20 protein-coding genes are annotated in these 23,657 nt (G+C 68.6%); 17 read left to right on the top strand and 3 right to left on the bottom strand.

Features of this window, described 5'->3' with window-relative positions; translation table 11 throughout:
• Positions 1-13: 13 nt before the first annotated feature.
• Complete coding sequence (locus tag BM060_RS27555; protein WP_024128460.1) at positions 14-1,195, bottom strand: response regulator; 1,182 nt, start codon at positions 1,193-1,195, stop codon at positions 14-16.
• 19 nt (positions 1,196-1,214) lie between these two features.
• Positions 1,215-3,578: an ATP-binding protein gene (locus tag BM060_RS27550; RefSeq protein WP_074984987.1), complete on the bottom strand. Its 2,364-nt coding sequence runs from the start codon at positions 3,576-3,578 to the stop codon at positions 1,215-1,217.
• Positions 3,579-3,700: 122 nt separating this feature from the next.
• Between BM060_RS27550 and ada the strand changes: the two genes are divergently transcribed.
• The 11 genes from ada (at position 3,701) to BM060_RS27495 (ending at position 14,029) form a co-directional block, all read left to right on the top strand.
• Entirely contained in the window at positions 3,701-4,759 is a 1,059-nt protein-coding gene (gene ada / locus BM060_RS27545) for a bifunctional DNA-binding transcriptional regulator/O6-methylguanine-DNA methyltransferase Ada (protein ID WP_074984985.1), read from the top strand.
• An 81-nt stretch (positions 4,760-4,840) separates the two neighbouring features.
• Positions 4,841-5,482, top strand: coding sequence for a phosphatase PAP2 family protein (locus BM060_RS27540; protein ID WP_074984983.1), 642 nt, complete (start codon positions 4,841-4,843; stop codon positions 5,480-5,482).
• 455 nt (positions 5,483-5,937) lie between these two features.
• On the top strand, positions 5,938-6,846 hold the full coding sequence (locus BM060_RS27535) for a glutamate/aspartate ABC transporter substrate-binding protein (protein WP_058070656.1): 909 nt from the start codon (positions 5,938-5,940) through the stop codon (positions 6,844-6,846).
• 186 nt (positions 6,847-7,032) lie between these two features.
• Positions 7,033-7,779 (top strand): amino acid ABC transporter permease, encoded by a 747-nt coding sequence (locus BM060_RS27530; protein ID WP_074984980.1) that lies wholly within the window; start codon positions 7,033-7,035, stop codon positions 7,777-7,779.
• A complete protein-coding gene (locus tag BM060_RS27525; RefSeq protein ID WP_174672455.1) occupies positions 7,776-8,444 on the top strand; it encodes an amino acid ABC transporter permease in 669 nt (222 codons plus the stop codon). The genes BM060_RS27530 and BM060_RS27525 overlap by 4 nt, the downstream gene beginning before the upstream one ends.
• A complete protein-coding gene (locus BM060_RS27520; protein ID WP_058070655.1) occupies positions 8,441-9,175 on the top strand; it encodes an amino acid ABC transporter ATP-binding protein in 735 nt (244 codons plus the stop codon). Before BM060_RS27525 ends, BM060_RS27520 begins: the two co-directional genes overlap by 4 nt.
• A 157-nt stretch (positions 9,176-9,332) precedes the next feature.
• A complete protein-coding gene (locus BM060_RS27515; protein WP_074984975.1) occupies positions 9,333-11,219 on the top strand; it encodes a sensor histidine kinase in 1,887 nt (628 codons plus the stop codon).
• Complete coding sequence (gene aauR, locus BM060_RS27510; protein ID WP_074984972.1) at positions 11,216-12,544, top strand: two-component response regulator AauR; 1,329 nt, start codon at positions 11,216-11,218, stop codon at positions 12,542-12,544. The genes BM060_RS27515 and aauR overlap by 4 nt, the downstream gene beginning before the upstream one ends.
• Before the next feature lie 275 nt (positions 12,545-12,819).
• Positions 12,820-13,272, top strand: coding sequence for a hypothetical protein (locus tag BM060_RS27505; protein WP_069863417.1), 453 nt, complete (start codon positions 12,820-12,822; stop codon positions 13,270-13,272).
• A 111-nt stretch (positions 13,273-13,383) separates the two neighbouring features.
• Entirely contained in the window at positions 13,384-13,614 is a 231-nt protein-coding gene (locus BM060_RS27500) for a hypothetical protein (RefSeq protein WP_009615992.1), read from the top strand.
• A gap of 175 nt (positions 13,615-13,789) precedes the next feature.
• On the top strand, positions 13,790-14,029 hold the full coding sequence (locus BM060_RS27495; protein ID WP_009615991.1) for a hypothetical protein: 240 nt from the start codon (positions 13,790-13,792) through the stop codon (positions 14,027-14,029).
• Between the two features lie 7 nt (positions 14,030-14,036).
• On the opposite strand, the gene BM060_RS27490 is transcribed toward BM060_RS27495, so the two are convergent.
• Positions 14,037-14,648 carry a class I SAM-dependent methyltransferase gene (locus BM060_RS27490; RefSeq protein WP_058070652.1) on the bottom strand — a complete coding sequence of 204 codons (612 nt, stop codon included), beginning with the start codon at positions 14,646-14,648 and terminating at the stop codon, positions 14,037-14,039.
• Between the two features lie 195 nt (positions 14,649-14,843).
• Here BM060_RS27490 and BM060_RS27485 point away from each other — a divergent pair, with 195 nt between their 5' ends.
• The 6 genes from BM060_RS27485 (at position 14,844) to prpD (ending at position 23,464) form a co-directional block, all read left to right on the top strand.
• The gene (locus BM060_RS27485) at positions 14,844-15,566 is read left to right on the top strand and encodes a GntR family transcriptional regulator (RefSeq protein WP_074985029.1); all 723 of its coding nucleotides are present in this window, start codon (positions 14,844-14,846) and stop codon (positions 15,564-15,566) included.
• Positions 15,563-16,447 carry a methylisocitrate lyase gene (gene prpB / locus BM060_RS27480; protein ID WP_009615988.1) on the top strand — a complete coding sequence of 295 codons (885 nt, stop codon included), beginning with the start codon at positions 15,563-15,565 and terminating at the stop codon, positions 16,445-16,447. The genes BM060_RS27485 and prpB overlap by 4 nt, the downstream gene beginning before the upstream one ends.
• 127 nt (positions 16,448-16,574) lie before the next feature.
• On the top strand, positions 16,575-17,732 hold the full coding sequence (gene prpC / locus BM060_RS27475) for a bifunctional 2-methylcitrate synthase/citrate synthase (RefSeq protein WP_074984969.1): 1,158 nt from the start codon (positions 16,575-16,577) through the stop codon (positions 17,730-17,732).
• A 2-nt stretch (positions 17,733-17,734) separates the two neighbouring features.
• Positions 17,735-20,344 (top strand): Fe/S-dependent 2-methylisocitrate dehydratase AcnD, encoded by a 2,610-nt coding sequence (gene acnD / locus BM060_RS27470; protein ID WP_074984967.1) that lies wholly within the window; start codon positions 17,735-17,737, stop codon positions 20,342-20,344.
• A 135-nt stretch (positions 20,345-20,479) separates the two neighbouring features.
• Positions 20,480-21,667 carry a 2-methylaconitate cis-trans isomerase PrpF gene (gene prpF, locus BM060_RS27465; protein WP_074984965.1) on the top strand — a complete coding sequence of 396 codons (1,188 nt, stop codon included), beginning with the start codon at positions 20,480-20,482 and terminating at the stop codon, positions 21,665-21,667.
• 312 nt (positions 21,668-21,979) lie between these two features.
• Entirely contained in the window at positions 21,980-23,464 is a 1,485-nt protein-coding gene (gene prpD, locus BM060_RS27460; protein ID WP_074984963.1) for a 2-methylcitrate dehydratase, read from the top strand.
• Positions 23,465-23,657 lie beyond the last annotated feature (193 nt).

Here is a 23,657-nt window from a genome sequence, read left to right as displayed (position 1 = left end):
CCGACCGCCGGAATCATGGTGGCGTCGTGGTCATTTCGATGCTTTCGCCCAGGGCGTCGGCCATGCGTTCGATCTCGCTGCCCAGGGCCTGGGCGTCGTCGGCGTAGCGGATGGCGATGGCGGCGAAGCCGTCGGCGACCTCGGCGAAGGCCTCCACCACCTGCGGGTCGAAGTGGCTGCCGCTGGCGGCGAGGATCTGCTGGCGGGCCTCGTCCGGCGCGAGGGTCGCGTGGTAGGGATGGCGGCTGGTCAGCTCGTCGTAGCAGTCGATCAGCGCCAGCAGCCGTGCCGACAACGGAATCTGCTCGCCGCGCAGGCCCCGTGGATAACCGCTGCCGTCCCAGCGTTCGTGGTGGCCGTAGGCGATCTCCTTGGCGTAGCGCAGGAATTCCGCCGGGCTGCCCAGGCGGCGTTCAGCGGCGGCCAGGGCATCGTGGCCGATGCGCGTGTGGCTCTGCATCAGCAACTGGTCCTCGGGGCTGAGCTGGCCGGGGTTGAGCAGCACCCGGTCGGGCACCGCCACCTTGCCGATGTCGTGCAGCTGCGCCGAGCGCGCCAGCAGTTCGATCTGCTCCAGGTCCAGGCCGCCGGCCTCGCCCTCGCGCCGGGCCAGGGCGTCGGCGAGCAGGCGCATGTACTGCTCGATGCGCAGCAGGTGGCGGCTGTGGGGGTTGTCGCGCAGGTCGCAGAGGGTGGCCATGGCCTCCAGGGTGGCGTCCTGGGCGGCCTGCAGTTCGCGGCTGCGGCGACGCACTTCCAGCTCCAGGTATTCGCTCTTGTCGCGCAGGAAGTCGGCGTTGGCCTTGAGCTTGAGGTGCGCGCGGATGCGCGCCAGGGTCACCGGCGGGCTGATCGGCTTGGTGATGTAGTCCACCGCGCCCAGGTCCAGGCCGCGCTGTTCGTCGGCGGTGCTGACCATGCCGGTGAGGAAGATCACCGGGATCTCGGCGGTCAGCGGGTCGGCCTTGAGCTGGCGGCAGACTTCGTAGCCGTCCATCTCCGGCATCATGATGTCGAGCAGCACCAGGTCCGGCCGCGGCTCGCTGGCGGCCAGGCGCAGGGCCTTGGCGCCGCTGCCGGCGACGCGCACCTGGTACTGGCCCATGAGCAGCTCGCTCATGAGCATGAGGTTGTCCGGTTGGTCGTCGACCACCAGGATCACTTCCTGGTCCGGTCGGTCCAGCATGCTGTCCAAGGTTCCACCCCTCTTGCGCTCAGATGCGGATGTCGCGCTCGCGCGACAACACCAGCAGTTTTTCCAGGGCCCGCTCGAATTCGAAGCGGCGGATGCTCGCCGCGACTTCGTCGTACCCGTCATTGAAGATACTGCGCAGCAGGCCCGCGCGCTCGCCGACCAGCCGTCCGGCACGCGGGTCGTCGGCGGCCAGCAGGTGCGCCAGGCGGCGCACCACCTGCTCGGCCTGCTGGCGCTCGGCCGCCGGCAGTTCGACCGCCGGCGGCCCCGCCGGTTCTGGCGCCTCCAGCAGCGGCGGCGCCGTCGAGGGCGAGCGCAGGATGCGCGACAGGTCGATGGGCCGCGCGTCCTCCACATGGCCCAGGGGCAGGCGGCACCAGAACAGGCTGCCCTTGTCCGGCTCGCTGTCCACCCCGACCTCGCCGCCCATGGCCTCGGCCAGGCGCTTGCAGATCGCCAGGCCCAGGCCGGAACCGCCATAGCGCCGGGTGATGGAGTTGTCGGCCTGGCGGAAGGACTCGAACAGACGCTCCTGCTGCGCCGGGCTGATGCCGATGCCGGTGTCGCGCAGGCCGAAGTACAGCCAGTCCTCGTCGCCGGCCTGCATGTCCAGGCGCACTTCCAGCTCCAGCCCGCCGTGCTCGGTGAACTTGAGTGCGTTGTTGCCGTAGTTCATCAGAATCTGCCGCAGCCGCAGCGAGTCACCCAGCAGGTGCGAGGGCAGCCGCGGGTCGATGTGGCAGTCCAGGCTCAGGCCCTTGCCCGCGGCGCGGATCGCCAGCAGGTCGACCAGCTCGCCGAGCAGGCGCTCCAGGTCGAAGTCCAGGTGCTCGAACTCCAGGCGCCCGGCCTCCACCTTGGACAGGTCGAGGATGTCGCTGATCAGCTCCAGCAGGTACTGGCCCGAGCCCTGGATCTTGCCCAGGTAGTCGCGTTGCTGCGGGTCCAGGGCGGTCTGTTCGAGCAGGTGCGCCAGGCCGATGATGATGTTCAGCGGGGTGCGGATCTCGTGGCTGACGTTGGCCAGGAACTCGCTCTTCAGCCGCGCCGCCTGCTCGGCCAGGTCGCGGGCCTGGGCCAGGGCCTCCTCGGTGGCCTTGCGCGCGGTGATGTCGCGGCTCACCCCCACCAGCCCGAGCAGGGCGCCGTGGTCGTCGTGGAAGGCGCTGCGCAGGGTGTCGAACAGCACCCGCCGGCCGTCCGGGTAGACCACCCAGCCCTCGCTGGCGAACGGCTGGCTGGCCGACAGCGCCTGGCGGTCGCGCTCGCCGCGGCCGGCGCTGGCGGCATCGCTGAACAGCTGGGCGTCGCTGCGCCCGATCACGTCCTCGGCCGGCAGCCCCAGGCATTCGGCGAAGGCGTGGTTGGCGCCCAGGTAGCGGCCCTCGGTGTCCTTGAACCAGATGGGATCGGGGATGGCGTTGATCAGCGCCAGCAGGGTGCGCCGCTGGCGGTGCTCCTCGGCCTCGGCGCGGGCGCGCTCGGCCACCTGGATCTGCAGGCGGCGGTTCCAGACCAGGACGAAGGCGAGCAGGGCGAAGAAGCCCGCCACGTAGGGCCAGGCCGCCTGCAGCAGCTGCATCCAGTCGAAGGCGTCGATCTGCGGCAGCCAGCGCTGGCGGATGCGCTCCTGCTCGTCGTCGTCGATGCTGGCCAGGGCGCGGTCGAGCAGCGGCACCAGGGGCGCCAGCTCGCGGCGCACGGCGAAGCGCACCTGGCTGTTGTCCAGGCCGCTGTCGCCGCGCACCTCCAGGTTGCTCAGGTTGAGCTGGCCGATCAGGTAGTTGGTCGAGATGAGATTGCCCACGTAGGCGTCGGCGTTCCCGGAAGCCACGGCCTTGAGGGCTTCGGTGGTGTCGTCGACGATGACGAAGGCCACCCCCGGCACCGCCGTGCGCAGCAGGTCGTGCACGGCGAAGTCGCGCTCCACGGCCACGCGCTTGCCGGAGAGGTCGTCCAGCACCCGCACATTGCTGTCGCGGCGGGCGAAGATCAGGCTGCTGGTGCTCAGGTAGGGCTGGCTGAAGGCGAGGAAGCTCTCGCGCTCGGGCGAGCGCGCCACGGTCGGCAGCAGGTCGACCTCGCCCTTGCGCGCCGCTTCGATCACCTGCGCCCAGTCGTCGAAGGTCTGCGTCTGCAACTGCAGGCCCAGGCGCTGGGCGACCTGGTTCAGATAGTCGGCGCTGATGCCCTGGAACCTGCCCTGGGCGTCGACCATCTCGAACGGCGGCCAGCCATCGCGGGAAATGCCCACCCGCAGCGTCGGGTGGGCCTCCAGCCAGCTGCGTTCGTGGCCGCTGAGCGCCAGTTCCGCGCCCCACAGCGGTGGGCACAGCAGGAGGCAAAGCAGCAGGCAATGACTGAGGAGTCGGCGGCAGGGCATGGCGGGCTCTCGACGGACCTCCTGCAAGCGTAGCCGGCAGTTTGAAAAGCGATTACGGATTGCCCGCCCGCCGGGTGACGCCGACAATTTCCCCATGTACCCGGTCCTCCCTGGAGAGCGCCATGCCCCCACTTCCCGATGATGAACGCTGCTGGCAGGCGGTCTGCGAGCGTGACGCGGGCTTCGACCAGCGTTTCGTGTTTTCCGTTCGCTCCACCGGCGTCTATTGCCGGCCGAGCTGCCCGGCGCGGCGGCCAAGCCGCGCCAACGTGCGCTTCCACGCCGACGCGGCGGCCGCCGAAGCCGCGGGCTTCCGCCCCTGCAAGCGCTGCACGCCCGACGGCGAAAGCCCGGCGCAGCGCCTGGACGCGCTGGTCGCCGCCGCCTGCCTGTTGCTGGAGCAGGCCGAGCGCCCGTTGACCATGGACGAACTGGCCGCGCGCATCGGTCTCTCGGCTTCGCACCTGGCCCGCGCCTTCAAGGCCCGTACCGGCCTGACGCCCCGCGCCTGGGCCGAGGCCCGCCGCCAGCAGCGCCTGGCCGCCGCCCTGCCGCAGGCGCGTTCGGTGCTCGATGCCGCCCTGGAAGCGGGCTATTCCGGCACCCGCGCACTCTACGAGGCGCCCACCGCACTGAGCCCGGCGCAGCGCCGGCAGAAAGGCGCCGGCACCCGCCTGCGCTATGCCATTGCCCCCTGCCCGCTCGGCCAGGTGCTGCTGGCGGCAAGCCCGCGGGGCGTCTGCGCCCTGCTGTTCGGCGACGCGCCGGAGCAGTTGGAGGCGGAACTCCGCCAGCGCTTCGCCGCCGCCGAACTGCAACGCGACGACGCCGGCCTGGGCGACTGGCTGGGCCGGGTGCTGCGCCAGCTGGAGCAGCCCGAACGCGCCGCCGGCCTGCCCCTGGACCTGCACGGCAGCGCCTTCCAGCTGCGCGTCTGGCTCGCCCTGGCGCAGATTCCCAGCGGCCAGACACGGCGCTACGGCGAACTGGCCGAGCAGTTGCACAGCCATCCCCGGGCCATCGCCCGCGCCTGCGCGAGCAACCCGGTGGGGCTGCTGGTGCCCTGCCACCGGGTGGTGGCCGCCGACGGCGGCAGCGGCGGCTACCGCTGGGGCCTGGAGCGCAAGCGCGAGCTGCTGCGCCGCGAGGACCAGGCGGCGCAGCAGGACGAACCGGCCTGAGCCGCCTCCGATCGGCCAGGCCCATGGCAGAGCCGTCGCTGTGCTATGGTTCGGCCCCTCGAAGGACCGCCTGCAAGCCCCATGACCCTCTGGAATCTCATCACCCGTTTCGGCGACAGCTCGCTGCTGCTGCCCTGCGCGCTGTTCATCTATGCCTGGCTGCTGCTGCGCCGGGAAAGCCAGAACGCCCACTGCTGGCTGCTGCTGTTCGGCCTGGCCGCCAGCGTAACCCTGGTCTCCAAGCTGGCCTTCATGGGCTGGGGCATCGGTATTCCGGCGTGGAACTTCACCGGGCTGTCCGGCCACAGCATGATGGCCGCCAGCGTCCTGCCGGTGCTCTGCAGCCTGCTGCTGCCCGCCCGCCCCGCCTGGCGCCTGGCCGCCGCGGCCGGCGGCGCCGTGCTGGCGGTGCTGGTGGGCGTGTCGCGGCTGCAGATCAACGTCCATTCGCCGGCGGAGGTGTACGGCGGGCTGGCCGTGGGCCTGGCCGCCAGCGGCGCCTTCCTCTGCCTGACGCAGCGCCGCCTGCCGTCGCTGTCGCCCGTGCTGCTGGCCCTCGTCCTGCTGCTGGCCTCGCTGCAGGGCGTGACGGGCGTGCGCGCCCCCACCCACCAGATGCTGGAACGCATCGCCGCCTACATGGCCGACCGCGACAAGCCGTTCAAGCGCGGCGAGTGGGGCGGCTTCCATCGCCTCGACGGGCAGCGGGCGCCGGCGGCCTGAGCCGAGATGCGCTTCGCAGGATGGGTTGAGCCTGCGAAACCCATGCTGTCGTGGTGATGGGTATCGCTTCGCTCAACCCATCCTACGGTGAAATACCCTGCCTCCCTTACAGACCGCGCCGGAGTGCTCTTCGTAGGAGCGGGCCCTGCCCGCGATTCGCGCGCAGGGCGCGCTCCTACAAGGGAGCGGCGTGCGCGTTCGGAAAACCGAACACACGAACGGCGTCTATTCGGCAGTCCGAACACCCGTCTCGCCAACGGCCCGCCGACCCCGAATATAAATCCTTTAAATTCAATTACTTGAAATAAATCCCAGGGACTGGCACGGTCCCTGCTCCAGTGCTTCCCGTGAGCATGCGGCAGCGCCGCGCTTGCCCGCCGGCCGCCAGGAGGGCCCGCCGCCGGGTACGCCTGCCGCAGGATCGACAACAACCAGAACAAGTCGAGGAAGCATCAATGCGTATCGCACCCCGTGTGCTGGGCGTGGCCATCGTCGCCGCCCTGTTCGCCACTCCGGCCCTTTCCGAGGAACTCACCGGCACCCTGAAGAAGATCAAGGACTCCGGCACCATCGTCCTCGGCCACCGTGACGCCTCCATTCCCTTCTCCTACCTGGCCGACGACCCGCGCCAGCCGGTGGGCTATTCCCACGACCTGCAGCTGAAAGTGGTCGAGGCGGTCAAGCAGGAACTGGGCATGCCCGACCTCAAGGTGCGCTACAACCTGGTCACCTCGCAGACGCGCATCCCGCTGGTGCAGAACGGCACCGTGGACATCGAGTGCGGCTCCACCACCAATAACCTCGAGCGCCAGAAGCAGGTCGACTTCTCCCTCGGCATCTTCGAGGTCGGCACCCGCCTGCTGACCAGGAAGACCAGCGGCATCAGCGACTTCGCCGACCTCAAGGGCAAGAACGTGGTGACCACCGCCGGCACCACCTCCGAGCGCCTGCTCAAGTCGATGAACGCCGAGAAGAAGATGGGCATGAACATCATCTCGGCCAAGGACCACGGCGAGTCCTTCCTGATGCTCGAATCCGGCCGCGCCGTGGCCTTCATGATGGACGACGCGCTGCTCTACGGCGAAATGGCCAAGGCCCGCAAGCCCGACGACTGGGCGGTGGTCGGCACCCCGCAGTCCTACGAAATCTACGGCTGCATGGTGCGCAAGGGCGACGAGGGCTTCAAGAAAGTGGTCGACAAGGCCATCGCCGATACCTTCGCCTCCGGGCAGATCAACGACATCTACGCCAAGTGGTTCACCCAGCCGGTGCCGCCCAAGGGCCTGAACCTCGAATTCCCGATGAGCGACACGCTCAAGAAGCTGATCGCCAGTCCCACCGACAAGTCTGCCGAGCAGATGTAACGGTGGCGCCCCGCCGCGCTCACGAGGCGCGGTTGGGCGGGGAACGGGAGCGCCAGCGGCGCTCCCGGCCTCCCCTTCCTTCCTGATCCACCACCGGAACACGCCCGCCACCCACGGGCGCAGGCGCCTGCGCGCCGCGTTCCGGCCGTTTCGACGCCCCGCACGGGGCCATCGAGGGCAACCTTCATGAACTACAACTGGGACTGGGGCGTGTTCTTCAAGTCCACCGGGATCGGCGACGAGATCTACCTGGACTGGTACCTCACCGGCCTGGGCTGGACCATCGCCGTCGCCCTCAGCGCCTGGCTCCTCGCGCTGGCGCTGGGCTCGCTGCTGGGCGTGCTGCGCACCGTGCCGAACCGCTGGCTGTCGGCCATCGGCACCGGCTACGTCGAGCTGTTCCGCAACGTGCCGCTGCTGGTGCAGCTGTTCATCTGGTACTTCCTGGTCCCGGACCTGCTGCCGCAGCCGCTGCAGGACTGGTTCAAGCTCGGCCTGGCGCCGGAGACCTCGGCCTTCGTCAGCGTCGTGGTGTGCCTGGGCCTGTTCACCGCCGCGCGCGTCTGCGAGCAGGTGCGCACCGGCATCCAGGCGCTGCCCGGGGGGCAGGTCGCCGCCGGCCGCGCCATGGGCTTCAGCCTGCCGCAGGTGTACCGCTACGTGCTGCTGCCGCAGGCCTTGCGCATCATCATCCCGCCGCTGACCTCGGAGTTCCTCAACATCTTCAAGAACTCCTCGGTGGCCTCGCTGATCGGCCTCATGGAGCTGCTGGCGCAGACCAAGCAGACTGCCGAGTTCAGCGCCAACCTGTTCGAGGCCTTCACCCTGGCCACGGCGATCTACTTCACCCTGAACATGAGCCTGATGCTGTTCATGCGCCTGGTCGAGCGCAAGGTCGCGCTGCCCGGGCTGATTTCCGTGGGAGGCAAATGATGGACTTCAGCTCGATCGTCCCGGCGCTGCCGGGCCTGTGGGACGGCATGGCCATGACCCTGCAGCTGACCGGCCTGGGCGTGCTCGGCGGCGTGGTGCTGGGCACCCTGCTGGCGCTGATGCGCCTGTCCCACAACCGCCTGCTGAGTAACCTCGCCGGCTTCTACGTCAACTACTTCCGTTCCATCCCGCTGCTGCTGGTGATCACCTGGTTCTACCTGGCGGTGCCCTACATCCTGCGCTGGATCACCGGCAGCGACACCCCGGTGGGCGCCTTCACCAGCTGCCTGGTGGCCTTCGTGATGTTCGAGGCGGCGTACTTCTGCGAGATCGTCCGCGCCGGCATCCAGGCCATCCCGAAAGGCCAGATGGGCGCGGCGCAAGCCCTTGGCATGACCTACGGCCAGTGCATGCGGCTGATCATCCTGCCCCAGGCGTTCCGCAAGATGACCCCGCTGCTGCTGCAGCAGAGCATCATCCTGTTCCAGGACACCTCGCTGGTCTACACCGTCGGCCTGATGGACTTCCTCAACGCGGCGCGCTCGCGCGGCGACATCATCGGCCAGCCCCACGAATTCCTGATCTTCGCCGGTCTCGTCTACTTCATCGTCAGCTTCACCGCCTCCTTCGCGGTCAAGCGCCTGCAGAAAGGGTTAGCCCTATGATCACCATCGACAACGTCAACAAGTGGTACGGCGACTTCCAGGTCCTCACCGACTGCAGCACCTCGGTCGCCAAGGGTGAAGTGGTGGTGGTCTGCGGGCCGTCCGGTTCGGGCAAGTCGACGCTGATCAAGTGCGTCAACGCCCTGGAGCCGTTCCAGAAGGGCGACATCGTGGTCGACGGCACTTCCATCGCCGATCCCAGGACCAACCTGCCGAAGCTGCGCTCGCGGGTGGGCATGGTGTTCCAGCACTTCGAGCTGTTCCCGCACCTGACCATTACCGAGAACCTGACCATCGCCCAGGTCAAGGTGCTCGGCCGCGGCAAGGACGAGGCCACCGAGAAGGGCCTGGCGCTGCTCGACCGCGTCGGCCTCAAGGCCCACGCCCACAAGCACCCCGGCCAGCTTTCCGGCGGCCAGCAGCAGCGCGTGGCCATCGCCCGCGCTCTGGCCATGGACCCGATCGTGATGCTGTTCGACGAACCGACCTCGGCGCTGGACCCGGAGATGGTCAACGAAGTGCTCGACGTGATGGTCCAGCTGGCCCAGGAAGGCATGACCATGATGTGCGTGACCCACGAGATGGGCTTCGCCCGCAAGGTGGCCGACCGGGTGATCTTCATGGACCGCGGGCAGATCGTCGAAGACTGCGCCAAGGAGGAGTTCTTCGGCGACCTGGAAGCCCGCTCCGAGCGCGCCCGGCAGTTCCTGGCCAAGATCCTCACCCACTGAAGCCGCATGGCTTCTCGTAGGAGCGAGCTTGCTCGCGAACGAGCCCCGCTGCGGCGTCTGTTCGCGAGCAAGCTCGCTCCTACGAAGAGCAGCATTGGCACCTCTCCATCGGCCCGGCCCGGCGCCGGGCTGGTCCGCTTCCGACGACTGTGATGCAATGCCCGCCCAGCCATTGACCCTGCCACCGCCGAACGTGAAGCCGAGCCTCGTGCGCAACCTGCTGTTGCCGATTCCGCTGATCCTGCTGATGCTCGGCTTCGGCTACGGCGGCTACCTGGTCAGCGCCGGCGCCGGCACCCGCGCCCTGGTCGCCAGCGGCGAGCGCCAGCTGGAACTGCACGCCCGCGGGGTGGAAAGCGAGATCAGCCGCTACACCTACCTGCCCAGCCTGCTGGAGCTGGAAAACAACGTCACCCGCCTGCTGCTGGAACCCACGCCCTACCGCCGCGACCTGGTCAACGCCTACCTCGAAGGCCTCAACCGCCGCGCCGGCAGCCGCGCCATCTACCTGCTCGACACCTCCGGCCGCGTGCTGGCCACCAGCAACTGGCAGGACGCCGACAGCTACCTGGGCGAGGACCTGTCCTTCCGCGCCTACTTCCAGGACGCCGTGCAGGGCCGCCCGGGGCGCTTCTACGGCATCGGCAGCACCGTCGGCGAGCCCGGCTACTACCTGGCCCACGGCCTGGTGCACGGCGGGCGCATCGTCGGCGTGGCGGTGGTCAAGGTGAAGATGGAGGCCCTGGAGGAACGCTGGGAGAAGGCCCAGCTGCAGGCCTTCGTCAGCGACGAGAACGGCATCATCGTCCTCTCCAGCAACCCGCAACTGCGCCTGAAGGCGGTGCGCCCGCTCAGCGCCGCGGACAAGGAGCGCCTGGCGCGCAGCCTGCAGTACTACTGGTGGGCGCTCAACGAATGGCAGCCCAGCTCGCGCCGGGCCCTGGGCGAGGGCGTGGAGGAAATCGGCTTCCGCGACCGCGACGCCAGCGGCGAGCAGCACGCCGAGCGCCTGTACCTGAAGCAGAGCCGCCGCCTGAACGACACCCCCTGGGACTTCACCCTGCTCAGCCCGCTGCAGGACGTGCGCCGCGAAGCCATGATCCACGGCGTGCTGGCCGCGGTGGGCTTCGCCCTGCTGGCGTTTCTGCTGATCGCCTGGAACGAGCGGCGCAAGGTCCTGGCCACCCGCCTGGCCGCCCGCGAGGCGCTGGAACAGGCCAACGACGAACTGGAGCGGCGCATCGCCGAGCGCACCGCCGACCTGCGCGCCAGCAACCAGCATCTACGCGAACAGATCCGCGAGCGCCGCCAGGCCGAGGACACCCTGCGCAAGGCCCAGGACCGCCTGGTCCAGGCCGGCAAGCTGGCGGTGATCGGGCAGATGTCCACCAGCATCGCCCACGAGCTGAACCAGCCGCTGGCGGCGCTGCGCACCCTCTCCGGCAACACCGTGCGCTTCCTCCAGCGCGGCGCCCTGGACATCGCCAGCAGCAACCTGGAGGCGATCAACGAAATGGTCGACCGCATGGGCCGCATCACCGCCAGCCTGCGCGCCTTCGCCCGGCGCGCCGACGACCACGGCCAGGCGCGCCTGGGCAAGGCGGTGGACGCCGCGCTGCGGGTGCTGCAGGTGCGCCTGAAGGACTGCCCGCTGGCCCTGCACCGCGAATTCGACGACGTGTGCCTGGGCATCGACCAGACGCGCCTGGAACAGATCCTGGTCAACCTGATCGCCAACGCCCTCGACGCCATGAGCGCGCAGGCCGACCGCCAGCTCTGGCTCAGCGGCCGCGCCGAGGGCGCGCAGTACCACCTGACGGTGCGCGACAACGGCCCGGGCATCCCGCCGGATGCCCGCGAGCACCTGTTCGAACCCTTCTTCACCACCAAGCCCGGCGAGCACGGCCTGGGCCTGGGCCTGACGCTCTCGGCCAGCCTCGCCACCGCCGCCGGCGGCAGCCTCGGCGTGGCCCACCCGGAGGCCGGCGGCACCGCCTTCGAACTCAGCCTGCCACTGCTGCCCACTCAGGAACCCACGCCATGAGCGACGAAAAACTCCGCGTACTGGTGGTCGAGGACGACCCCCACGTGCTGCTCGGCTGCCAGCAGGCCCTGGCCCTGGAAGACCTCGACAGCGACGGCGTGGCCAGCGCCGAGGAAGCGCTGCGGCGCGTGGGCGCCGACTTCCCCGGCATCGTCATCAGCGACATCCGCCTGCCCGGCATGGACGGCCTGCAACTGCTGGCCCGCCTGCGCGAGAAGGACGCGCAGCTGCCGGTGGTGCTGATCACCGGCCACGGCGACATCGCCATGGCGGTGCAGGCCATGCGCGACGGCGCCTACGACTTCATGGAAAAACCCTTCGCCCCCGAGCGCCTGGTGGACGTGGCGCGGCGCGCCCTGGAACACCGCCAGCTCAGCCGCGAGATCGGCCAGCTGCGCCGCCAACTGGCCGGGCGCCAGGCCCTGGAAGCCCGGCTGATCGGCCGTTCGCCGGCGATGCAGGCGCTGCGCGAGCTGATCGCCAACGTCGCCGACACCTCGGCCAACGTGCTCATCGAAGGCGAGACCGGCACCGGCAAGGAGCTGGTCGCCCGCTGCCTGCACGACTACAGCCGGCGCCAGGCCAAGGCCTTCGTCGCGCTGAACTGCGGCGGCCTGCCGGAAAGCCTGATCGACAGCGAAATCTTCGGCCACGAGGCCCACGCCTTCACCGGCGCCGGCAAGCGGCGCATCGGCAAGATCGAACACGCCGACGGCGGCAGCCTGTTCCTCGACGAGATCGAGAGCATGCCGCTGAACCTGCAGATCAAGCTGCTGCGGGTGCTGCAGGAACACCAGCTGGAACGCCTGGGCTCCAACCAGCTGATCCCGGTGGACTGCCGGGTGATCGCCGCGACCAAGTCGGACCTCGCCGCCATGGGCCGCGAGGGCAGCTTCCGCAGCGACCTCTACTACCGCCTCAACGTCATCACCCTGCAACTGCCGCCGCTGCGGGAAAGACGCGAGGACATCCTGATGCTCTTCGAGCACTTCCTGCAGCAGTCCTCGCTGCGCTTCGACCGCCCGGCGCCGGCCATCGACAACGCCACCGCCGCCAGCCTCATGGCCCACGACTGGCCGGGTAACGTGCGCGAACTGCGCAACGTCGCCGAACGCTTCGCCCTCGGCCTGCCGGTGCTGACCAGCAGCGGCCAGGGCCCGGACGCCAGCGAACCGCGCTTCGCCGAAGCCGTGGAAGCCTTCGAGCGCAGCCTGCTGCAAAGCGCCCTGGAACGCCACGCCGGCAACCTCAGCCAGGCCGCCGTGGCCCTGGGCATGGCCAAGACCACGCTGTTCGACAAGGTGAAGAAGTACGGCCTGGCGTAACGCCAATCCCTACGGGGTTCGCGAGCAAGCTCGCTCCTACGGTTCCGGGGAAGCACGGTCGTAGGGCGTATAACGCTCCGCGTTATACGCCGCTACACCCATGCCCCCGCCAACGCCGGGGTCGAACCGGGGCGATCCTCTTCCGTCGGCGGAAACGGCCAAGGTCGGCTCCGAGCGGGGCATGGCCAAGGTCAGGCGGCGTATAACCGCGAACGGTTATACGCCCTACGCTACACTAGCCGCCTTTCCCATCGCCGCCCCGCCGGAGCCGCCCCATGTCCGCCAAATCCGAAGCCTTCTGGAACCAGCTCTGCGCCGACGCCGGCGTCGATCCGCAGCGGCGCCTGGCCGCGCGCCAGGCCATTCTGGCCGACGCGAAGGCGGTGGATGCCTGCTTCTACCGCCCCGATGACGCCGACCCGGACGCCGAGGAACTCGACCTGGGCGACGCCAGGGTACTCATTCTCGGCCCCTTCGAGGCGCCCGCCGACTGGGACGCCGCCGAGCGCGAGGCGTTCTTCGAGGACGCCGACCCGGCGGCCTTCTTCAGCGCCCTGGTGGAGTGCGAGGCCGCGCCCGGCAGCAAGGCCTTCTTCGTCCCGGAGATCGGCGATTTCGTCGCCGTGATGCCGAGCCCCGACAAGGTGCAGATGTACTTCCTGCACGACTGGCACGAAGAGGAAGACGGCTGCCATTGCGTGCTGGTGCGCGACGACGAAGGTCTCTGAGCCGACACGCAACCCAGGCTTTTTCCTACAGAAGCAGCGGTGAATCTCCACTAGGCCGGGCGCCGGGCCGAACCTACAGTTGCGGGCTCATTGCACCCAGCGGCGCCCGCCATGCCCCACGATCACGACAGCCTGCCGGTGGAACTCGAAACCCACCTGCCCAACCACGCCCCGCGCATCCTGCGCGGGCGCATCAGCCTGAACGACTACCACGACCTGCTGCTGGGCGACACGCCCGCCCTGGTGCGCCTGACGGACCTGCATGGCCAGAGCGACCTGTTCATCCGCGGGGTGAACATCCGCTGGGTGGTCCGCACCGACGACAGCGACGCAGCCGCCTAGGCGCCACGCCGAAACGTGCCCGGGCGCGGGGCTAACTGAACCGAAGCTGAATATCGCCACGATTCATTGGCGCCCGGGGAACCGGGCGGCGCGGCGTCAGTCCCAAGGGAATACGAAAGGTACTTCGGCAATTTCCTACGCAGCCTTCGGCAGCAGCGCCGTGCGAGAGCCCACCATGCAACCGGATCAAGACACCCTCTGGGTCGAACTGGAAACCCTGGACAACGCCCAGCGCCCGCACCGCCTGCGCGGACGCATGCAACTGCGTGACTACTTCGACCTGCTGGCCGGTTGCGCCCCCAGCCTGGTGCGCCTGGACGACTGCCGCGCCGACCGCCGCGGCCCGGTGGCCGACCTGTTCATCCGCAGCGTGCACATCCTGCGGGTGATGGCCCTGGGCCCGGTGCCGGCCTGAAGCGCCTTCAGTCGGCCATTCCCTTGTAGACATAGGTCATCGGCCTGGGCCCCGGCAGGTACTCGCGGCTCAGTTCGCGCACCTGGAAACCGCCGGCCTCGATCAGCGCCGGGATGTCGCGGTCCAAGTGGCAGCCGCCGGCCAGCGGCTTCCAGATCGGCGTCAGGCGGTGCTGCCAGGCGCGCACGCCAGCGTCCGGCGCCAGGCCGTGCTCGCAGAAGAGGAACTCGCCGCCCGGCTTGAGCACCCGGCGCATCTCCCGCAGCGCCGCCAGCACGTCCGGAATACTGCACAGGGTGAAGGTGCAGACGATGGAGTCGAAGCTGCCGGCGTCGGCGCGAATCTGCCCCAGCTCCAGCGCCACCATCTCCACCGGGATGCCGATCCCCGCCGCGCGCTTGCGCGCCAGGCCCTGCATCTGCGCCGCCGGGTCGACGCCGACGATTGTCGACACTTTCCCCGCATCGTAGAAACCCAGGTTCAACCCGGTGCCGATGCCGATCTCCAGCACCCGGCCACGGGCCCGCGGCACCAGCTTCGAACGCTGCTTCATCACCTCGCCCATGCCGCAGGCGCAGTCGATCAGCCGTGGCAGCAGGTAGCGGTCGTAGACTCCCATACGTGTCTCCCCTGGCGGTTTCGCCCAGCCTAGCGCAGCCCAGGCCGCGCCGCGCGGGCTTTTCCGCCATCCGCCGGATTCCTGGGAACCTTTGTGCATAACTCGTCGGCCCATTAGACGATTGTCGACAATCCCCTTGACCACACGAACAAGGGGGGTTAGTTTTCGCCGCACCTGATGTGGATTGTCGACACCATGAACGAATCCCTGCTCCTGCCCAACGACATCGAAGGCGACGGCGAGACGCTTTCGGAACACGTGTTCCGCAAGATCCAGTCGGCCATCGTCAAGGGCGAGATCGCCCCCGGCAGCAAGATCTCCGAGCCGGAGCTGGCACGCACCTACGGCATCAGCCGCGGCCCGCTGCGCGAGGCGATCCACCGCCTGGAGGGCCAGAAGCTGCTGGTGCGCGTGCCCCACGTCGGCGCGCGGGTGGTGTCGCTGAGCCATGCCGAACTGATCGAGCTGTACGAAATCCGCGAGTCCCTAGAAGGCATGGCCTGCCGCCTGGCCGCCGAGCGCATGAGCCAGGCCGAGATCGACGAGCTGCGCCGGGTGCTCGACACCCACGAGCGCGACGAGGCCTTCCAGGCCGGGCGCGGCTACTACCAGCAGGAAGGCGACTTCGACTTCCACTACCGGATCATCCAGGGCAGCGGCAACCGCACCCTGAGCCAGATGCTTTGCGGCGAGCTGTACCAGCTGGTGCGCATGTACCGCCTGCAGTTCTCCGCCGTGCCGAACCGGCCGCGCCAGGCCTTCGCCGAGCACCACCGCATTCTCGATGCCATCGCCGACCGTGACGGCGAACTGGCCGAACTGCTGATGCGCCGTCACATCGGCGCTTCCAAGCGCAACATCGAGCGTCACTACCTGGACGCCCAAGCCAAGACAGCCAACGAACGAGGTGAGTCATGAGTCTGCTTTCCCCCGGCCAGCGTTTCCGTACCGCCCTTGCCGAAGAGAAACCGCTGCAGGTGATCGGTGCGATCAACGCCAACCACGCCCTGCTCGCCAAGCGCGCCGGCTTCAAGGCCATCTACCTGTCCGGCGGCGGCGTCGCCGCCGGCTCCCTGGGCCTGCCGGACCTGGGCATCAACACCCTGGACGACGTGCTCACCGACGTGCGCCGCATCACCGACGTCTGCGACCTGCCGCTGCTGGTGGACATCGACACCGGCTTCGGCCCCAGCGCCTTCAACATCGAGCGCACGGTCAAGAGCCTGATCAAGGCCGGCGCCGCCGCCGCGCACATCGAGGACCAGGTCGGCGCCAAGCGCTGCGGCCACCGTCCGGGCAAGGAAATCGTCTCCACCGAGGAGATGGCCGACCGCGTGAAGGCCGCCGCCGACGCCAAGACCGACCCGAACTTCTTCCTCATCGCCCGCACCGACGCCATCCAGGCCGAGGGCGTGGACGCCGCCATCGAGCGCTGCCTGCGCTACGTGGAAGCCGGCGCCGACGGCATCTTCGCCGAGGCCGCCTACGACCTGCCGACCTACAAGCGCTTCGTCGACGCGCTGAACGTGCCGGTGCTGGCCAACATCACCGAGTTCGGCGCCACCCCGCTGTTCACCCGCGACGAGCTGGCCTCGGTCGGCGTGGCCATCCAGCTCTACCCGCTGTCGGCCTTCCGCGCCGCCAACAAGGCCGCCGAAGCGGTGTACACCGCGATCCGCCAGGAAGGCCACCAGCAGAACGTCATCGAGTTGATGCAGACTCGTGCCGAGCTGTACGACCGCATCGGCTACCACGCCTTCGAGCAGAAGCTCGACGCGCTCTTCGCCAGTAAGAAATAAAGCCGATAAAGGCCGAAAAAAGCGCTGGAGGCTGAACGACGAGAGCGGATGCCCTTCGTCCAGCCTACAGCCTCCAGCGCTCTTATCGGCTCTTGAAGCCCAGAACAATAGAGATGAGGAAACACCGATGAGCGCGACTGAAACCACCACCGCCTTCAAGCCGAAGAAATCCGTGGCCCTGAGCGGCACCGCCGCCGGCAACACCGCCCTGTGCACCGTCGGCCGCACCGGCAACGATCTGCACTACCGCGGCTATGACGTGCTCGACTTCGCCAACCGCTGCGAATTCGAGGAAATCGCCCACCTGCTGGTCCACGGCAAGCTGCCCAACGTCGCCGAACTGGCCGCCTACAAGGCCAAGCTGAAGGCCCTGCGCGGCCTGCCGGCGGGCGTCAAGGCCGCCCTGGAAACCCTGCCGCCGTCGGCCCACCCGATGGACGTGATGCGCACCGCGGTGTCCGTGCTCGGCTGCCTGTCGCCGGAGAAGGACGACCACAACCACCCCGGCGCCCGCGACATCGCCGACAAGCTGATGGCTTCCCTCGGCTCGGCCCTGCTGTATTGGTATCACTTCAGCCACAACGGCAAGCGCATCGACGTGGAGACCGACGACGACTCCATCGGCGGCCACTTCCTGCACCTGCTGCACGGCGAGAAGCCGCGCGAGTCCTGGGTGCGCGCCATGCACACCTCGCTGAACCTGTACGCCGAGCACGAGTTCAACGCCTCCACCTTCACCTCCCGCGTCATCGCCGGCACCGGCTCGGACATGTACTCCTGCATCGCCGGCGCCATCGGCGCCCTGCGCGGCCCGAAACACGGCGGCGCCAACGAAGTGGCCTTCGAAATCCAGAAGCGCTACGACAACCCGGACGAAGCCGAGGCCGACATCCGCGCCCGCGTCGAGAAGAAGGAAGTGGTGATCGGCTTCGGCCACCCGGTCTACACCGTGTCCGACCCGCGCAACAAGGTGATCAAGGAAGTCGCCCGCCAGCTCTCCGAAGAGCAGAGCAACAGCAAGATGTACGACATCGCCGAGCGCCTGGAAAGCGTGATGTGGGAAATCAAGAAGATGTTCCCCAACCTCGACTGGTTCAGCGCCGTGAGCTACCACATGATGGGCGTGCCCACCGCCATGTTCACCCCGCTGTTCGTGATCGCCCGCACCGCCGGCTGGTCCGCCCACGTCATCGAGCAGCGCATCGACGGCAAGATCATCCGCCCGAGCGCCAACTACACCGGTCCCGAAGACCTGAAGTTCGTGCCGCTCAAGGACCGTAAATAATCATGAACAGCCAATACCGTAAAAGCCTGCCCGGCACACAACTGGACTACTTCGACGCCCGTGCGGCCGTCGAAGAGATCCAGGCTGGTGCCTGGGACAAACTCCCGTACACCTCGCGCGTGCTGGCCGAACAGCTGGTGCGCCGCTGCGAGCCGGAACTGCTGACCGCTGCGCTGGAACAGCTGATCTACCGCAAGCGCGACCTCGACTTCCCCTGGTACCCGGCGCGCGTGGTCTGCCACGACATCCTCGGGCAGACCGCGCTGGTCGACCTGGCCGGCCTGCGCGACGCCATCGCCGACCAGGGCGGCGACCCGTCCAAGGTCAACCCGGTGGTGCCGACGCAGCTGATCGTCGACCACTCCCTGGCCGTGGAAGCCCCGGGCTTCGACCCCGAGGCCTTCGAGAAGAACCGCGCCATCGAGGACCGCCGCAACGAGGACCGCTTCCACTTCATCGAGTGGACCAAGACCGCGTTCAAGAACGTCGACGTGATCCCCGCCGGCAACGGCATCATGCACCAGATCAACCTGGAGAAGATGAGCCCGGTGATCCAGGCGCGCGGCGGCGTGGCCTTCCCCGACACCTGCGTGGGCACCGACTCGCACACCCCGCACGTGGACGCCCTGGGCGTGATCGCCATCGGCGTCGGCGGCCTGGAAGCCGAGACCGTGATGCTCGGCCACCCGTCGATGATGCGCCTGCCCGACATCGTCGGCGTCGAGCTGACCGGCAAGCGCCAGCCCGGCATCACCGCCACCGACATCGTCCTGGCGATCACCGAGTTCCTGCGCAAGGAGCGCGTGGTCGGCGCCTACGTCGAGTTCTTCGGCGAGGGGGCGGACAGCCTGTCCATCGGCGACCGTGCGACCATCTCCAACATGTGCCCGGAATACGGCGCCACCGCCTCGATGTTCTACATCGATGGCCAAACCATCGACTACCTCAAGCTCACCGGCCGCGAGCCGGAGCAGGTGGCGCTGGTGGAGAACTATGCCAAGACCCTCGGCCTGTGGGGCGACGCCCTGAAGACCGCCGAGTACGAGCGCGTGCTCAGCTTCGACCTGGGCAGCGTGGTGCGCAACATGGCCGGCCCGTCCAACCCGCACCGCCGCCTGCCGACCTCGGCGCTGGCCGAGCGCGGCATCGCCGACGAGGCCAAGCTGGAATCCGGCCGCGACGAAGAAGCCCACGGCCTGATGCCCGACGGCGCGGTGATCATCGCCGCCATCACCAGCTGCACCAACACCTCCAACCCGCGCAACGTGGTGGCCGCCGGCCTGCTGGCGAAGAAGGCCAACGCGCTGGGCCTGGTGCGCAAGCCCTGGGTGAAGACCTCCTTCGCGCCGGGCTCCAAGGTCGCCAGGCTGTACCTGGAAGAAGCCGGCCTGCTGACCGAGCTGGAAAAGCTCGGCTTCGGCATCGTCGCCTACGCCTGCACCACCTGCAACGGCATGTCCGGGGCGCTGGAGCCGAAGATCCAGCAGGAGATCATCGACCGCGACCTGTACGCCACCGCCGTGCTCTCGGGCAACCGCAACTTCGACGGGCGCATCCACCCCTACGCCAAGCAGGCCTTCCTCGCCTCGCCGCCGTTGGTGGTGGCCTACGCCATCGCCGGCACCGTGCGCTTCGACATCGAGCAGGACCCGCTGGGCACCGACAGCCAAGGCAACCCGATCACCCTGAAGGACCTGTGGCCGTCCGATGAAGAGATCGACGCCATTGTCGCGGCCAGTGTGAAGCCCGAGCAGTTCCGCCAGGTGTACATCCCGATGTTCGACCTGGGCAGCGTGAAGGAAGCCGACAGCCCGCTGTACGACTGGCGCCCGATGTCCACCTACATCCGCCGCCCGCCGTACTGGGAAGGCGCGCTGGCCGGCGAACGCACGCTCAAGGGCATGCTGCCGCTGGCGATCCTGCCGGACAACATCACCACCGACCACCTGTCGCCGTCCAACGCCATCCTCGCCAGCTCGGCGGCCGGCGAATACCTGGCGAAGATGGGCCTGCCGGAGGAGGACTTCAACTCCTACGCAACCCACCGCGGCGACCACCTCACCGCGCAGCGCGCCACCTTCGCCAACCCGCAGCTGATCAACGAGATGGCCGTGGTCGATGGCCAGGTGAAGAAGGGCTCGCTGGCCCGCGTGGAGCCGGAAGGCAAGGTGATGCGCATGTGGGAAGCCATCGAGACCTACATGAACCGCAAGCAGAACCTGATCATCGTCGCCGGCGCCGACTACGGCCAGGGCTCGTCCCGCGACTGGGCGGCCAAGGGCGTGCGCCTCGCCGGCGTCGAGGTGATCGTGGCCGAGGGCTTCGAGCGCATCCACCGCACCAACCTGGTGGGCATGGGCGTGCTGCCGGTGGAATTCAAGCCGGGCACCACGCGCCTGACCCTGGGCCTGGACGGCACCGAGACCTACGACATCGAAGGCGAACTGTCGCCGCGCTGCGACCTGACCCTGGTGGTCAACCGCCGCAACGGTGAAGTGCTCAGGGTACCGGTGACCTGCCGCCTCGACACCGCCGCCGACGTCAGCGTGTACAAGGCCGGCGGGGTGCTGCAGCGCTTCGCCAAGGACTTCCTCGAGTCGTCTGCGGCGTGATCTAACGGCTCCGGCCCGCACGAGCGGCGGGCCGGCACCAATCCTGTAGGAGCGAGCTTGCTCGCGAACCCATCCCCGCTGCGGGGCCGTTCGCGAGCAAGCTCGCTCCTACGAAAAGCCCACAGGACCTGACCCATGCCCCACGTACCCCAAGTGAAAATCCCCGCCACCTACATCCGCGGCGGCACCAGCAAGGGCGTGTTCTTCCGCCTGCAGGACCTGCCCGAGCGCTGCCAGGTGCCGGGCGCGGCGCGCGACAAGCTGTTCATGCGCGTGATCGGCAGCCCCGACCCCTACTCGGCGCACATCGACGGCATGGGCGGCGCCACTTCCAGCACCAGCAAGTGCGTGATCCTGTCGAAAAGCAGCCAGCCCGGCCACGACGTCGACTACCTCTACGGGCAGATCTCCATCGACAAGGCCTTCGTCGACTGGAGCGGCAACTGCGGCAATCTCTCCACCGCCGCCGGCGCCTTCGCCCTCCACGCCGGCCTGGTCGACCCCGAGCGCATCCCGGACAACGGCACCTGCGTGGTGCGCATCTGGCAGGCCAACATCAACAAGACCATCATCGCCCACGTGCCGGTGACCAACGGCCAGGTCCAGGAAACCGGCGACTTCGAACTGGACGGGGTGACCTTCCCCGCCGCCGAGATCGTGCTGGAATTCCTCGACCCGTCCGACGACGGCGAAGAAGGTGGCTCGATGTTCCCCACCGGCAACCTGGTGGACGACCTGGAAGTGCCCGGCGTCGGCACCTTCAAGGCGACCATGATCAGCGCCGGCATCCCCACGGTGTTCGTCAACGCCGAGGACATCGGCTACAAGGGCACCGAGCTGCGCGAGGACATCAACTCCGATCCCGAGCAACTGGCGCGCTTCGAGCAGATCCGCATCGCCGGCGCCCTGCGCATGGGCCTGATCAAGACACCCGAAGAAGCGGCCACCCGCCAGCACACGCCGAAGATCGCCTTCGTCTCGCCGCCCAAGGACTACCGCACCTCCAGCGGCAAGCAGGTGCAGGCCGGCGACGTCGACCTGCTGGTGCGCGCGCTGTCCATGGGCAAGCTGCACCACGCGATGATGGGCACCGCCGCCGTGGCCATCGGCACCGCCGCGGCCGTGCCGGGCACCCTGGTCAACCTCGCGGCTGGTGGCGGCGAACGCAGCGCCGTGCGCTTCGGCCACCCCTCCGGCACCCTGCGCGTGGGCGCCGAGGCGAAGCAGGTGGACGGCGAATGGACCGTGACCAAGGCCATCATGAGCCGCAGCGCGCGCATCCTCATGGAAGGCTGGGTGCGGGTGCCGGGCGACGCCTTCTGAGCGCTGCCGCGTAGGAGCGGACTCCGTCCGCGATGGCCCCTCCTGCCGTCGGGGAGGCCCGGCTTCTCGTAGGAGCGAGCTTGCTCGCGAACAAACGCGGTGCCATGCGGTTCGCGAGCAAGCTCGCTCCTACGAAGAACACCCCGGCGCGACCTGCAAGACAGCTGCTCTTACGTTGTTTTCTGGGTTCCCGCGTTCGCGGGAATGACGGGATCGAGTGTCGTGTTTCCCGGAGTCATTCCCGCGAACGCGGGAACCCAGTAGACAACCCCAGCGTCTAGACTCTCCCGGATTACCGCGCAGGAGCACGCCATGAGCACCAACGCCGATCCGAACACCCGCCCCGACTACGACGGCGTCCTGCAGCAGATCGCCGACTACGTCCTGACCTACCGCGTCGACTCCGCCGAGGCCCGCGACACCGCGCGGCTGTGCCTGATGGACAGCCTGGCCTGCGCCCTGCTGGCCCTGCGCTTCCCCGAATGCACCAAGCTGCTCGGCCCGCAGGTGGAAGGCAGCGTGGTGCCCCACGGCTCGCGGGTGCCGGGCACGCGCTTCTGCCTCGACCCGGTCAAGGCCGCCTGGGACATTGGCGCGCTGGTGCGCTGGCTGGACTACAACGACACCTGGCTGGCCGCCGAATGGGGCCACCCGTCGGATAACCTCGGCGCCATCCTCGGCCTCGCCGACCACCTGGCGCAGCGCGCCCAGGCCAATGGCGAACCGCCGCTGAGCATGGGCGACGTGCTGGAATCCATGGTCCTGGCCCACGAGATCCAGGGCGTGTTCGCCCTGGAGAACGCCTTCAACCGCGTCGGCCTGGACCACGTGTTCCTGGTCAAGCTCGCCTCCACGGCGGTGAGCGCACGGCTGCTCGGCGCCGACCGCGAGCAACTGCTCTCCGCCCTCTCCCACGCCTGCGTCGACGGCCAAGCGCTGCGCACTTACCGCCACGCGCCCAACGCCGGCTCGCGCAAATCCTGGGCCGCCGGCGACGCCAGCAGCCGCGGCCTGCGCCTGGCGGACATCGCCCGGCGCGGCGAGATGGGCATCCCCGGCGTGCTGACCGCGCCGCAATGGGGCTTCTACGACGTGCTGTTCAGCCACACCAACAAGGACCTGGCGCTCAAGCCCGACGACCAGCGCCGCTTCCGCCTGCCGCAGCCCTTCGCCAGCTACGTGATGGAGAACGTGCTGTTCAAGATCAGCTTCCCCGCCGAGTTCCACGCGCAGACCGCCGTGGAAGCCGCGGTACAGCTGCACCCGCTGGTGCGCAACCGCATCAGCGAGATCACCCGCATCGTCATCGACACCCAGGAATCGGCGATCCGCATCATCTCCAAGACCGGCCCGCTGGCCAACGCCGCCGACCGCGACCACTGCATCCAGTACATGGTCGCCGTGCCGCTGATCTACGGCACCCTGGAAGCCGAGCACTACGAGGATGCCTTCCACGCCGCGCACCCGCTGATCGACCGCCTGCGCGACAAGATGGAAGTGGTGGAAGACGCGCGCTACAGCCGCGAATACCTGGAGCCGGGCAAGCGCAGCATCGCCAACGCCGTGCAGGTGTTCTTCTCGGACGGCAGCAGCACGCCGAAGATCGAGGTGGAATACCCGGTGGGCCACCGCCGCCGCCGCGCCGAGGGCATCCCGCTGCTGGAGGCGAAATTCCGCAACGCCCTGGCCACCCGCTTCGCCCCGCAGCGCTGCGCGCAGATAACCGCGCTGTGCGACGACCCCGCGCAGCTGGAAGCCACGCCGGTGCACCGCTTCATGGATTTGCTGGTGATCTGAAGCGCTTTTGCAGGATGGGTTGAGCCCTGGCGAAACCCATGCGGTCATGGCGATGGGTATCGCTGCGCTACGCCATTCCCTTGTAGGAGCGCGCCCTGCGCGCGAATCGCGGGCAGGGCCCGCTCCTACAGTTCGGCATGAGGCATGGCATTTCCCTTGAGCGGACCTTGTCCGCGATAGCCGGAACCAACGG

Source organism: Pseudomonas citronellolis (genome assembly GCF_900112375.1).
Classification (GTDB): Bacteria; Pseudomonadota; Gammaproteobacteria; order Pseudomonadales; family Pseudomonadaceae; genus Pseudomonas; species Pseudomonas citronellolis.
Note: the sequence above shows the minus strand (reverse complement) of the source record. Positions and strands in the feature narration are given on the sequence as shown.